The sequence below is a fragment of the Streptomyces sp. NPDC001985 genome (genome assembly GCF_040296845.1).
In the GTDB taxonomy this organism is placed as follows: domain Bacteria; phylum Actinomycetota; class Actinomycetes; order Streptomycetales; family Streptomycetaceae; genus Streptomyces.
The window spans coordinates 1-12,617 of sequence record NZ_JBEOYB010000121.1 but is presented as its reverse complement, the minus strand read 5'-3'; the positions used below and the strand labels follow the sequence as shown (position 1 = coordinate 12,617).

The 12,617-nt window shown below is 74.0% G+C and carries 8 protein-coding genes; 4 read left to right on the top strand and 4 right to left on the bottom strand.

Annotation, left to right across the window (positions count from 1 at the left end; genetic code table 11):
- Nucleotides 1-76 precede the first annotated feature (76 nt).
- Genes ABT122_RS31790 through ABT122_RS31780 form a run of 3 tightly spaced genes read right to left on the bottom strand, consistent with a single transcriptional unit; the run spans nucleotide 77 to nucleotide 6,284 of the window.
- Nucleotides 77-4,468 carry a non-ribosomal peptide synthetase gene (locus ABT122_RS31790; protein ID WP_351559334.1) on the bottom strand — a complete coding sequence of 1,464 codons (4,392 nt, stop codon included), beginning with the start codon at nucleotides 4,466-4,468 and terminating at the stop codon, nucleotides 77-79.
- A gap of 14 nt (nucleotides 4,469-4,482) precedes the next feature.
- Entirely contained in the window at nucleotides 4,483-6,024 is a 1,542-nt protein-coding gene (locus ABT122_RS31785) for an AMP-binding protein (protein WP_351559332.1), read from the bottom strand.
- Nucleotides 6,021-6,284: an acyl carrier protein gene (locus ABT122_RS31780; protein ID WP_351559331.1), complete on the bottom strand. Its 264-nt coding sequence runs from the start codon at nucleotides 6,282-6,284 to the stop codon at nucleotides 6,021-6,023. Before ABT122_RS31780 ends, ABT122_RS31785 begins: the two co-directional genes overlap by 4 nt.
- Nucleotides 6,285-6,559: 275 nt before the next feature.
- On the opposite strand from ABT122_RS31780, the gene ABT122_RS31775 reads away from it, so the two are divergent.
- Nucleotides 6,560-7,501, top strand: coding sequence for an oxygenase MpaB family protein (locus tag ABT122_RS31775; protein ID WP_351559329.1), 942 nt, complete (start codon nucleotides 6,560-6,562; stop codon nucleotides 7,499-7,501).
- A 144-nt stretch (nucleotides 7,502-7,645) separates the two neighbouring features.
- Here the strand turns inward: ABT122_RS31775 and ABT122_RS31770 are convergent, their stop codons facing one another.
- Nucleotides 7,646-8,284: a TetR/AcrR family transcriptional regulator gene (locus ABT122_RS31770; protein ID WP_351559327.1), complete on the bottom strand. Its 639-nt coding sequence runs from the start codon at nucleotides 8,282-8,284 to the stop codon at nucleotides 7,646-7,648.
- 236 nt (nucleotides 8,285-8,520) lie between these two features.
- Between ABT122_RS31770 and ABT122_RS31765 the strand changes: the two genes are divergently transcribed.
- The 3 genes from ABT122_RS31765 (at nucleotide 8,521) to ABT122_RS31755 (ending at nucleotide 12,555) form a co-directional block, all read left to right on the top strand.
- Complete coding sequence (locus ABT122_RS31765; protein WP_351559325.1) at nucleotides 8,521-10,023, top strand: APC family permease; 1,503 nt, start codon at nucleotides 8,521-8,523, stop codon at nucleotides 10,021-10,023.
- Complete coding sequence (locus ABT122_RS31760) at nucleotides 10,023-11,123, top strand: alcohol dehydrogenase catalytic domain-containing protein (protein WP_351559323.1); 1,101 nt, start codon at nucleotides 10,023-10,025, stop codon at nucleotides 11,121-11,123. Before ABT122_RS31765 ends, ABT122_RS31760 begins: the two co-directional genes overlap by 1 nt.
- Nucleotides 11,124-11,217: 94 nt before the next feature.
- A complete protein-coding gene (locus ABT122_RS31755; protein WP_502976237.1) occupies nucleotides 11,218-12,555 on the top strand; it encodes an NAD-dependent succinate-semialdehyde dehydrogenase in 1,338 nt (445 codons plus the stop codon).
- The last annotated feature ends 62 nt before the right edge of the window (nucleotides 12,556-12,617 follow it).

Genomic DNA, 12,617 nt, shown 5'->3' with positions numbered 1-12,617 from the left:
ACGCGGACGCCGAACGGTTCCTGCGCCAGGCCATCGAGGACTCGCGGGCGGACGGCGCGCCGGCGGTGCGCGGCGGTTACCGCGCCGGTGGCGGCAGGAAGCCCAGCCGGATGAACGAGGCGACCTGGGCGGCGAAGAGTTCGCGGTCCATCCGCGGGGGGACGACACCGCTCCCCCGCAGCGCCTCCCGGGTGCTCGTCGCGTCGAAGGCCACGCCGTCGCCGTGCGGTGTCCCCCCGCCGGCCGCCCCCGCCGGCAGCAGGGGAAGCAGCGGGAAGGCCGTGTTGGCGGCGTCGCTCTCGACGGCCCGGCGCCACTCCCCCAGCGGGACGCCCTCGATGGCGTAGCCGAGCGAGCGCAGCCACCCGACCGTCCGGGCGAGGGAGAGCCGGTGCCCGCTCGCCAGATGGAAGGTGCGGTTCGCCGCGCGGGGATCGCGGGACAGGGCGACGACGGCCGCGCTGACATAGTCCACGGGAACCAGGTCGAAGCCCTCCACCAGGTCCTCGGGGGCGCGGCCCGCCTCGACGCACCCCTTGAGCAGGAGCCAGAGGTAGTCGGAGGTCTGGCACAGACCCGTGTCGGACGCGCCCCAGATCCGCGAGGGACGGTAGACCGACACGGGCAGTCCGCGTTCCCGCGCCCGCTCCAGCAGTGTTTCGGCCGCCCACTTGCTCTGGGCGTAGCCGTTCCGCAGGCTCGCGGCCGGAGGCAGTGGCTCCGTCGGGGGTACGGGGCCGCCGCCGGGAGCGCGGCCCGAGTGGACCCCGACCGTCGAGATGTGGTGCAGGGGCACCGTGCGGTGGAGCGCCGCCAGCCGGAGCACCTCCGCCGTGCCGTGCACATTGGCGGCCCGGAGCTGCTCGTACGAGTGGGCGAGGTTCACCGCGGCGCCCGCGTGGTAGACGGCGTCGACGCGGCGGGCGAGCCGGTCGAAGGTGTCGGCGGTGAGGCCGAGCCGCTGCCGGGTCAGGTCTCCCGGCACGGCCGCGATCCGGTCCGTGAAGTCGTCGTGCCAGAGTCCGTATCCGTCGAGCGCCGCGCGCAGCCGCTTGGCGCCGGTGGGCGCGTCGCAGGCGCGGACGAGGCAGTGCACGGTGGCGTCGGTGGTACGGAGCACTTCGGCGAGCAGGAAGGTGCCGAGGAAGCCGGTGCCTCCGGTGAGCAGGACCCGCTCGGGGCTCGCCGGTGGTGTCCGGCGCGCCCCGGACGCGGGGACGATCCCGGGGGGCAGTTCGATGTCGCCGCTCAGGTCGGGCAGGGCGGGCCGGTGCGCGGTGCCGGCCAGGAGTGCGGCCATCCGCCGGACCGTCGGCGCCGCGAAGAAGGAGGCGAGGCCCAGCCGTACGCCCCACTCCTCGTGCACCCGGAGCAGCAGCCGCACCACGAGCAGGGAGTCCCCGCCGACGGAGAAGAAGTCATCGTCCACCCCGATCCGTTCCACGCCGAGGACCTCGCGCCAGATGGCCGCCATGCGGCGTTCCGGTTCGGTGGCCGGCGGGGCGGTCGCCGTTCCGGGCGCTTCCCGTCCGTCCGGAACCCGCCCGGGGGCGGAGAGCGCGGCCCGGTCCACCTTGCCGCTGGGGGTGAGGGGGAGCCGGGGCAGCGGCAGCAGCAGGGAGGGGACCAGGGCGTCGGGCAGCGACTGCCGCAGGGCGCCGCGCAGCCCTTCCGCGTCGGGGGCGTCCCGGCCGGCCGGCACGTAGTGGGCCACGAGCCGGGTGGTGCGGGCGGCGGAGACATCGGCCGTGACCACGGCGTCGGCGACTCCGGGGACGGCCTTGACCGCGGACTCGATCTCGCCGAGTTCGACCCGGTGGCCCCGGACCTTGACCTGGCCGTCGCGCCGGCCGTGGAAGACGATCGTGCCGTCGGGACGGAAGGAGCCCCGGTCGCCGCTGCGGTACAGCGTGGCGGGGCGGGAGGTGAACGGGTCCCGGACGAACTTCCGCCGGGTCAGCTCGGGCCGTTCATGGTAGCCGAGGGCGACGCTCTCACCGCCGATGCAGATCTCGCCGACCGCGCCGGGGGGCACCGGGGAGAGCTGTTCGTCGAGGATGAGGATGCGCGCGCCGGGCAGCGGGCGCCCGATGTCCGCGCGGTCCGGCCAGTGCTCGGGCGGGCCGGTGAGCCGTCCGGCGGTGACGACATGCGTCTCGGACGGGCCGTACTGGTTGTCGAGCACGGCCGCGGTGTTCACCGTGAAGAAGCGTCTGACGGCCGGGGTGAGGAAGAGCTGCTCGCCGGCGCTGATGACCTCGCGCAGGGCGGGGCAGGGCCGCCCGCCGGTGGACGCGGCGTACTCGGCGAGCTGCTGGAGGGCGACACAGGGGAGGAAGATCCGCTCGATGGCGGCGTTCTCGACCAGGGCGAGCAGCACGGCGGGATCGCGTCGCACGGCCTCGTCGACCAGGACGAGGGTGCCGCCGGCGGCCCAGGTGGCGAACAGCTCCTGGAAGGCCACATCGAAGCTCATGGGGGCGAGTTGCGCGGTTCGTCCGGTGCCGCTCCCCGTCGCGGAGGAGCGGCGGACCTGCTGGTCGACGACGGCGGCGAGCGTGCGGTGGGGCAGCACCACGCCCTTGGGCCGGCCGGTGGAGCCGGAGGTGTACACCATGTAGGCGGGGTCGTCGCGGTGGATGTCGCGCGGCAGCTCCCCGAGCGCGCGGCCGCCCCGGGCCGCCGCCGGGGCGCCGGCCCGTGCCTCGTCCAGGGGGAGCGGCCGGACACCGGCCCGGCCCGCGAGGCGGTCGTGGAGGGGGCCGCGGTCCGTGAGGACCACCTCCACCCGGCTGTCGTCGAGCATGAAGTGGAGCCGTTCCGCCGGGTAGGACGGGTCGAGGGGGACACAGCAGCCGCCCGCCTTGAGCACCGCGAGCACGGCGACCGGCAGATCGAGGGAGCGCTCCAGCAGCACCCCGATCCGGCCCCGGCCGTGTCCGTCCGCGACCAGTCTCGCGGCCACCGCGCCGGCGGCGGCGTCCAGCTCCGCGTAGGTCAGCCGCTCGCTCCCGCGGACGGCCGCCGGAGCGTCCGGGGTGCGCGCCGCCGCGCGGGCGAACGCCTCGTGCGCCAGGGGCGCGCCGGGGGTGGCGGCGGGGCCGTGGGCCCAGGTCCCGGTGACCCGTCCGCGGTCCTCGGCGGTGAGCGCGGTCAGCTCCGCCACGGCCGTGTCGGGGCGGGCCACGGCGTCCGTCAGCAGGGCGAGGAAGCGCTCGGCGAGGCGCCGGCCGGTGGCGGGGGTGAAGAGGTCCGCCGCGTACTCCAGCCGGCCCCGGTAGGTGCCGTTCTCCGGGACGAGGTGGACGAAGACGTCGAACTTCGCCGTTCCGTTGTGCGGGTACAGGCGCTCGGCGCGCACCCCGGGCAGCGAGAGTCCCGGGGCCTGGCCGTCGTCCACGGTCAGAACGACCTGGAAGAGCGACATCCGGGCGCGGCTGGGGCGCACCCCGGCCAGGGCCACGAGCCGGGTGTACGGCATCTGGCTGTGCGCCGTGACCGCGCGGACGGTGGCGCGTGTCCGGGCGACCAGCTCCCGGAAGGACCGCTCCGGTTCCAGGCGCAGCCGCAGCGGCAGGGCTTCGGCGAGGCAGGCGACCATGGATTCGGTGGCGAGACCGGCGCGCCGGGAGACCGGGGCGCCGAGGACGATGTCGCGCTGTTCGCCGTGGCGGCCGATGAGCGCGGTGAGGGCCGCGGCGCAGACCACGAACGGGGTGGCCCTGAGCTGGTGGCAGAGCCGGCGCAGCCGGGTGGCGAGCTCCCGGTCCACGGTGAATCCGGTCACCGCGCCCCGGTGGCCGAGCAGTTCCGGGCGTGGCCGGTCGAGCGGGAAGGTGGACTCCAGGGGGATGCCGGCCAGGGTCTCCCGCCAGTGGGCGACGGTGTCGGCCCCGGGTTCCCGCTCCCGTTGCGCGCGGGCGTACGGGCCGAGGTGGAGGGGCAGCCCGGGCAGCGCGGGTCCGGGCTCCCCCCGTGCCTGTCGGTACAGGGCGCTGAATTCCTCGTCGAGCAGATGCAGGGACCAGCCGTCGACGACCGCGTGGTGCAGGGCGACGGCCAGCACCGCCGCGCCGTCGCCCGGTTCGATGAGGGTGGCGCGGAGCAGGGGCGGCTCGTCCAGCGGCAGCGGGCCCGAGACGGCCTCGCGGACGGCGGCGTCCAGGCCGCCGGGCGTCACCCGTCGTCTGACGAGCGGTACCGGCAGCGGCGGCAGCACCTCCTGCCGGGGCTGCCCGTCCACCAGCCGCAGCCGGCTCCGCAGGGACTCGTGCCGCCGGACGATCCCGGTGAGCGCCGCTTCGACGGCGGAGACGTCCACGGCGCCGTGGAGCCGGTGGGTCCAGGACTCCACGTAACGGGAGACGCCCTCCCCCAGCGCGTCGTCGAGCCAGATCGCCTCCTGCTCGTACGACATCGGATGGCTCACCGGCGCGGGGCCGTCGCCGGCGGGGTGGCCGATCGCCATGGGCTGCTCCTGTCTCATCGGAGTGCGGCGGGGTCGAGGGGGGTGGCGAGCAGCGCCGTCAGGGCGGCGTGGTCCACCTTGCCGTTGGGGGTGAGCGGGAAGGCGGGCTGCCGGGAGAGGCGATGGGGTACGAGGTAGGGGGGCAGGGCCGCCGCCAGTTCGCGCCGGAGGTCCGCCGGAGAAAGGTCCCGGTGGCCGGGGGTGCCAGGGGGTTCGGTCGTGTAGAACAGGGCCAGTCGCACGGTGCCGTCCGTTCCGTCGCGCTGGGCCGTGACGACACACGCCCGTACGCCGGGGACGGCGCGGCCCGCCTCCTCGATCTCCTGGGGCTCCACGCGGTGCCCGGCCACCTTCACCTGTCGGTCGCCCCGGCCGCGGAAGTGGAGGACGCCGTCGCCGTCCACCGCGCCGAGGTCGCCGGTGCGGTAGATCCTGGTCGGGGTGCCCGCGACACGGACGTTGGGGAACTTCTCGGCGGTGAGCCGGGGATCTCCCAGGTACTCGCGGGCCAGCCCCTCCCCCGATACGCAGATCTCGCCGACGGTTCCGGGCGCGACGGGGTCGTCGCCGGACAGGATGTGTATCCCGGTGCGGGAGACGGGGGTGCCCAGGGGGACTCCGCCGGGTGCGGCGCACTCCGCGTCGCCGACGGGCCCGGTGGTGGCGAAGACACAGCTCTCCACCGGTCCGTAGCAGTTGGTCAGGGTCAGCCCGGGGTGTGCCTCCCGGCAGAGGCGGGCGTGCCGGACGGACATGCGCTCACCCCCCGTGAGCACTGTGCGCAGCCCGCTGAAGCAGTCGAGGTCCTCCTCGACCAGCAGGTTGAACAGGGCGGTGGTCAGGAAGACGGTGTCGACCCCCGACCCGCGCACGAGGGAGCGCAGGGTGCCGGGCATCAGCCGGTCGCCCCCGGCCATCACACAGCGGCCCCCGGTCATCAGCGGTCCCCAGACCTCCAGGGAGAAGGCGTCCCAGGCGACGGGCGCGGCCTGGAGCATGGCCCGCCGGGGGCCGGTCCAGGTCGCGGCGTCGGGGGCGAGCCGGGTGGTGGCGCGGTGCGGGGAGACGACGGCCTTGGGGACGCCCGACGTTCCCGAGGTGAAGAACACCGCCGCGGGATCGTCACCGCTGATTCCCTGCGCGGGCGCGGGAGAGCCGCCGGGCGCGGTCCACGGCGGCGCCCCGGCGGGGGGAGCCCAGAGGGGGACGGGGTGGCCGGGCGGGGGTTCCCGGGTGATGAACAGCGGCGGTTTCAGCGTCTCCAGGACGGTACGGACCCGCCGGGGCGGCCAACGGTGGTCCAGCGCCGCGTATCCGGCTCCGCACCGGAGCACGGCGAGCAGTACCGCGACCAGGCGCGCCGACCGGGGCAGGGCGACCGGCACCAGGGTGCCGGGGCCGACGCCGAGGGCGCTCAGCCGGGTCGCGCAGAAGGCGGCGGCGGAGTCGAGTTCCGCGTAGGTCATGCTCTCGTGGCCCGCGACGACGGCGAGGGCGCCGGGGGTGGCCGAGGTCTGCCGGGCCACCGCCTCGTGGATGAGGACCGGTGTGCTCATCGCGCCGTCACCGCCGCCACCGCCGCCAGGACGATCTCCGCGAACTCGCCCAGGCTGTCGCTGTCCAGCAGGCTCTCCGGGGCGATCGCCACCCCGGTCTCCCGCTCAATGCGCAGACACACCCGCATCGCCTGGAGGGAGGTGCCGCCGAAGGCGTGGAAACTCTGCCCCGCCGACACCGGCCCGGCGCGCAGGACTGTCCCGACGATGCCGATCACCCGGGCCGTGGCCGGCTCCAGCGGCCCGGGCTCATCGGACAACGTTTTCCCGGACAGTGTCTCCCGCGACACCCGTTCCCTGGACGTCACTTCCCCGGATACCGGCGCAGCCACCGCTTCACTCCTTCTGTGCGTTCGTGTCCGTGTGCGGCACGGCCCCGTTGAGGTCGGTTTCCCCGCGTGCCGCTTCCCAGAGATGCACGGTCGTGCCCCCGCGCCCGTTCATCGGGTGCCGCCCGCTTCCACCGCCGCACGCGACCGGGGAGGGGCACCGGGTGGGAGAATGGCGGTCACGGAACGGCGACCAGGGGGGCGCGTTGCAACGGTACGACCGGCTCAAGGAGATCCAGCGGATGGACCCCGAGCGGGACTTCCACGCGATGTACCGGCTCATCGCCGCGTACGAGTTCCCGTGGGATTTCAGCCGCGCCCTGGAGTTCGCCCTGTTCCGTACCTACGCGGTGCCCAGTATCGGGTCGCTGCTGTTCCGTACGGCGGAGTTCACCGAGCGGCCCCAGAAGCGGTACGACGACACCGTGCTGTTGCTGGACGCGGTGGTGGAGCACGGTTTCGGCGCCGAACAGGGGCGGACGGCGATCCGCCGGATCAATGGGATGCACCGGAGTTACGACATCGGCGACGGCGACATGCGGTATGTGCTGTCCACCTTCGTCGTGATGCCCAAGCGCTGGATCGACGCGTACGGCTGGCGCCGGCTCACCGGCCACGAGCTGCGGGCCTGTGTCGCGTACTACCGGCACCTGGGCCGGCACCTGGGGATCGTGGACATCCCGGAGACCTTCGCGGAGTTCGAGGCGTGTCTCGACGCGTACGAGTCGGAGCACTTCGGCTGGGACGAGGGCGGTCGCGCGGTCGCCGACGCCACGCTGGGGCTGATGGCCTCGTGGTACCCGCGGGCCCTGGCGCCGGGGGTGCGGGCGGCCGGCATCGCGCTGCTCGACGAACCCCTGCGGGAGGCGTTCCGCTTCCCGGCGCCGCCGGCGCCGCTGCGCGGGGCGGTCGAGCGGGCGCTGCGGCTGCGCGGCCGGGCGGTCCGGCTGCTCCCGCCCCGGCGGGCACCGCACTTCGGGCGGCAGAACCCGGAGATCAAGGGGTACCGCCGGGGCTACCGGCCGGCGGACCTGGGGACGCGTCCGGTGCCCGGCATCGGGGCCTGCCCGGTGCCGCACGGCCAGGGGAAGCAGGACGGTCCCCGGGACCGGGCCCCCGAGCCGGGGTCCGGGGGCGGGCGGGAGTAGGGACGGGAGCGGGCCGGCCCGTACGCGCACCGCTTCCCGGCCCCCTGGCCCTGGCCGGGCCCTTGGGCGCCGGGCAGGGCCAGGGAGGGGCCGGCCGGGGTGCCGGGGGCGCCGGGTCTCACGGGCCGGCCGGGGTGCCGGGTCTCAGGGGGTGGCCAGGGTGCCGGGCGGGAGTGCGAGTTCGGTCTCCGCGGTGGTACGGGCCAGGTCGGCGATGGGTGCGGTACGGGCGTCGGCGCTGGTGTTGATGTAGGCGCTGGTCCCGTCGATCGCGACGAGGATGCGTACCGCCGCCGTCCACGGGTTCGCGCAGCGGAAGGACTGTGTCCGCGTGCCCTCGGCGATGAGCCGCTCGATGCGGCGGCACCAGAGCTGCTCCTGGTCGACGACGTGGTCACGGAGCGCGGGCCGGTAGCGCGACAGGTGCCGCGCGTTCAGCCAGAGCTTGCTGACGTTGTCGAACTCGGTGCTCGCGATGAGGGTGAAGAAGCGCCGGAGCGTGCTCAGCGGGGTCTCGTGCCCGGGGCCTCGCGGCTCCTCCGGGAGGAGGCCGTCGAGCTCGGCCAGGGTGGCGCTGGTGAAGGCTTCCGCGACCAGGGTGTCGGCGACGGGAAAGTAGTGGCTGACCAGGCCGGGCCGGACACCGAGCTGGTCGGCGACCCGCCGCAGCGTGATGCACTCCAGTCCTTCGGCGAGCCCTGTCCGCGCGGCGGCGCGGATGATCTCGTGGCGGCGCTCGGTCGGCGCCTTGCGGGTTCGGGGGCCGGAATCCCTTGACGTCATGGAGCGAATGCTATTGAGTGAGTGACCAATCGGCAATTGGTCAGACAGCCAATAACGTCGGGATTCGAGAAACCGCAGCTCAGGGGCGATATTCCGCCCCCAGCGGCGCGGGAGTGGTCACCGCCACTCCCGGGAGAACCCGCGCCTGGGGCGCACCTGCGCCGGCCTTCCGGGCCGGCGGCACAGGCACAGCCCGCGCACACGGAACAGCGCGCAGCACCGCACAGGAGACCATCGTGGACGACACTCGCACCGATGCCGGCGAACTCGCCGGGTACGGATACCAGCAGGAGCTGAAACGGACCCTCTCCGCGTGGGCGGTGTTCGCCATCGGATTCGCGACGATCTCACCCGTCGTCGGGGTCTACGCCGTCGTCCAGCTCGGCTTCGTCTTCGCGGGCCCCGCGTGGATCTGGGCGGTCGTGGTGGCCTTCCTCGGGCAGCTGACGGTCGCCGTGGTCTACGCGGAGCTGTCGTCCCAGTTCCCGATCACAGGCGGCGTCTACCAGTGGGTGCGCCGGCTGGGCGGACCCCGGATCGGCTGGCTGGTCGGCTGGATCTACCTCGCGTCGGCCGTGGCGTCCCTCACCACCGTGGCCTACCTGGGCGCGACCTGGCTGCACATGCTCTTCGGCGACGGCACGCTGTCGGCGGGCGCCCATGTGCTCCTGGGGGTGGTCTTCGTCGCGGTGGCCCTCGGGATCAACCTCCTGGGCGTCAATCCGGTGAAGCACTTCCTCAACGCCGGGATCATCGCCGAGGGCGTCGCCTCCATCGCGGTGAGTGTGTTCCTGCTGGTCTTCGTGCACAACAACGGCTTCGGCATCCTCTTCGAGACACTGGGCGCCGAGTCGGTCTCCGGCGGATCGGCACTGGCGGGCTTTCTGACCGCTCTCGCGGTCGCCGGCTGGGCCTTCCTGGGCTTCGACGCGACCACCCAGGTGGCCGAGGAGACCGAGCACCCCCGGCGCAGCGTCCCCCGGGCCCTGCTGCGGGCGTACCTCTTCGTCGCCTTCACGGTCCTGCTGACCGGGCTCGCGGTGACCCTCGCGCTGCGGAACCCCGAGGACGCCGTCTCCGGCGAACTCGCCGACCCGGTCTTCACCGCCGTGACCCAGGGCCTGGGCGGATGGAGCGAGAAGCCCTTCGTCCTCCTCATCCTGATCGCGTTCTTCGCCTGCGCCATCTCGATCCAGACGTACATCGGGCGCGCCGTCTACTCCTTCGCCCGCGACCGCCAGCTCCCCTTCTCCTCGAAGCTCGCCACCGTCGGGCCGCGCCAGATCCCGTATGTCTCGCTCATCGTGACGGCCGGGCTCGCCAGCCTCGGACTCCTGCTCGGGCTGAACGGCAACGCCGCCGCGACACTGATCGCCTTCGGCTCCGGCGGTTTCTACTTCATCTTCCTGGCCGTGGCGGTCGTGGCGCTGGTCGCCAGGCTGACCGGCCGGTGGAAGCCCGCCGCGGGACTGCTCAGACTGGGCCGGGCCGGCCTGGTGATCAATGTCCTGGCCGTGGTGTGGCTGCTCTTCGAGGCCGTCAACATCGCCTGGCCCCGGGTCGAGCTGGCCCCGGCCGACGGCAGCTGGGTGCAGGTCTGGGCCGTGATCCTGGTCTTCTCGGTCCTCTTCGCCGCCGGTCTGCTCTATGTCCTGATCGCCAGGCCCCACACCAGGCTCCCCGCCGCCGCGGCCGCCGAACCCACCGCCCCGACCACCGAAGAGGTGAAGGCACCGTGATGCCGTCGAAGCTCTCCCCCGCCGTCGTCTTCGACCCCGAGTCGGGGCTGACCTCACGCGAGGTGTCGCTCCGGCCCGCCGGACCGGGCGAGGTCGAGATCGATGTCCGCGCGGCGGGCGTGTGCCACTCGGATCTGCATGTCGTGACGGGCGACTGGCCGAGCGACCGCCCGCTGGTCCTCGGGCACGAGGCCGCCGGAGTGGTGACCTCGGTCGGGACCGGCGTCACCTCGCTGAAGGCCGGTGACCACGTCGTCCTCTCCTGGTTCGCGCCCTGCCGCCGCTGCCGCAAATGCGTGGCCGGGACGGCGTGGCTGTGCACCGGCACCAGGGCCGTCGCCAATATGCTCCCCGACGGCACCACCGCCTTCGCCGACGACCGGGGCGAGCCGGTGTGGCCCTACCTCGGTCTGGGGGCCTTCACGGAGCGGCTGGTCGTGCCGGAGGTGGCCGCGGTGAAGGTCCCGGACGAGCTGCCGTTCAGTATCGGCGCCCTTCTCGGCTGCGCCGTCACGACCGGAATCGGCGCCGTCGTGAACACGGCGGGTGTCCGCCCCGGCGAGTCCGCGGTGGTCATCGGCACGGGCGGGGTCGGACTCTCCGTCGTGATGGGCCTCCGGCTGGTCGGAGCCGATCCCGTCATCGCCGTCGACCTCTCGGCCGACCGCCTCGCCACGGCACGGCGGTTCGGCGCCACCCACACCCTCGACGGTGCCGCGACCGATGTCGCCGCCTGGTGCCAGGACGAGTTCGGCGGGGTGGACTACGCCTTCGAGGCGATCGGCAGTCCCAAGGTCATCGGCACCCTCCCGGCCATGCTCACCTCGGGCGGCGCGGCGGTCCTGGTGGGCATGGCGGCGACCGGCGCGACGGCCGCGTTCGACCCGTTCGACCTCGCCGACCAGGGCAAGCGCATCCTCGGCTGCAACTACGGCTCCAGCATCGGGGAGATCGACATCCCCAAGCTGGCCCGTCTCTACCTGGCCGGCCGGCTGCCCCTGGACGACCTGGTCGGGCGCACCCGTCCCCTGAGCGAGGCGGCGGCCGCCTTCGACGACCTCCGGTCGAACACCGGCGGCCGGACGATTCTCGAACCGTGAGGTTTCCCCCCACCCGGCGCGCGGCAGACGCACCCATACGCCCACACTCAGGGCAGACGGTTGCCGCGACCGTCCCCAACCCGTTCCAGGAGGCATGATGTACGCCGTCACCGACCCGACCACCGGTGAGGTCACCGCTACCTACCCGACCGCCACGGACGCCGAGGTGGCGGCGGCCGTCGACGCCGCCCACGCGGCCACCGCCTGGGGGCGGGCCGGCTCCGTGGCCGAGCGCGCCGCGCTGCTGCGGCGCCTCGGCGAGCTGCACACCGAGCACCGGGCCGAGCTGGCCGCGAGCATCGTCCTCGAAATGGGCAAGCCGCTCCCGGAGGCCGAGGGCGAGATCGACTTCTGCGCCGACATCTACCGGTACTACGCCGACCACGCCGAGGGGTTCCTCGCGGACGAACCGCTCGATCTGCTCTCCGGTCCCGGCACCGCCGTCCTCCGGCGCAGCCCGGTGGGCGTGCTCCTGGGCATCATGCCCTGGAACTTCCCGGCCTACCAGGTCGCCCGCTTCGCCGCCCCGAACCTCGCTCTCGGCAACACCCTTGTACTCAAGCACGCGCCGCAGTGCCCGGGCACCGCCGCGCTGCTGGAGAAGCTGTTCGCCGAGGCCGGTTTCCCCACCGGGGCCTATGTCAACGTGTACGCCACCCATGAGCAGATCGCGGAGATCATCGCCGACCCCCGTGTCCAGGGGGTCTCCCTCACGGGCTCCGAGCGGGCCGGCGCGGCCGTCGCGGAGATCGCCGGGCGGCACCTCAAGAAGGTCGTCCTCGAACTCGGCGGCTCCGACCCCTTCGTCGTCCTGTCCACCGACGACCTTGACGCGGTCGTGGACTCCGCCGTCGCCGCCCGCCTCGACAACACCGGACAGGCCTGCAACGCCGCCAAGCGGTTCGTGGTGGTCGACCGTCTCCACGACGAGTTCGTCGAGCGGTTCACCGCGAGGCTGCTCGCGGGCGAGACCGGCGCACCGCTGTCGTCGGCCGCCGCCGCCGAGAACCTGGGCCGCCAGGTCGAGGCGGCCGTCGCCCAGGGCGCCACCCTGCACAGCACCGGCGAGCGGCGCGGCGCGTACTTCCCGGCCGGGGTCCTGACCGGTCTCACCACCGAGCACCCGGCGGCCCGGGAGGAACTGTTCGGGCCGGTGGCCATGGTCTTCCGCGCCTCCGGCGAGGAGGACGCGGTGCGGATCGCCAACGACACCCCCTACGGGCTCGGCTCGTACGTCTTCACCACCGACCCGGCCCAGGCCGAGCGGGTCGCCGACCGGATCGACGCCGGCATGGTCTTCGTCAACGGCGTCGGTGCCGAGGGCGCCGAACTCCCCTTCGGCGGGGTCAAGCGCTCCGGTTTCGGCCGCGAGCTGGGCCGGCCCGGGATCGAGGAGTTCGTCAACAAGAAGCTCATCCGGACCGTCGGCTGACCGAGGGCGCGCGGTGCGCCCGGGGGGGGGGGGGGGGGGGGCCCGCCGCCCCCCCCGGCCCG

Excerpts from the sequence above, each read along its gene's own strand:
- ABT122_RS31790 (WP_351559334.1), bottom strand. The coding sequence starts at position 4,468 with ATGGCGATCGGCCACCCCGCCGGCGACGGCCCCGCGCCGGTGAGCCAT.
- ABT122_RS31785 (WP_351559332.1), bottom strand. The coding sequence starts at position 6,024 with ATGAGCACACCGGTCCTCATCCACGAGGCGGTGGCCCGGCAGACCTCG.
- ABT122_RS31770 (WP_351559327.1), bottom strand. The coding sequence starts at position 8,284 with ATGACGTCAAGGGATTCCGGCCCCCGAACCCGCAAGGCGCCGACCGAG.
- ABT122_RS31760 (WP_351559323.1), top strand. The coding sequence starts at position 10,023 with ATGCCGTCGAAGCTCTCCCCCGCCGTCGTCTTCGACCCCGAGTCGGGG.
- ABT122_RS31755 (WP_502976237.1), top strand. The coding sequence starts at position 11,218 with ATGATGTACGCCGTCACCGACCCGACCACCGGTGAGGTCACCGCTACC.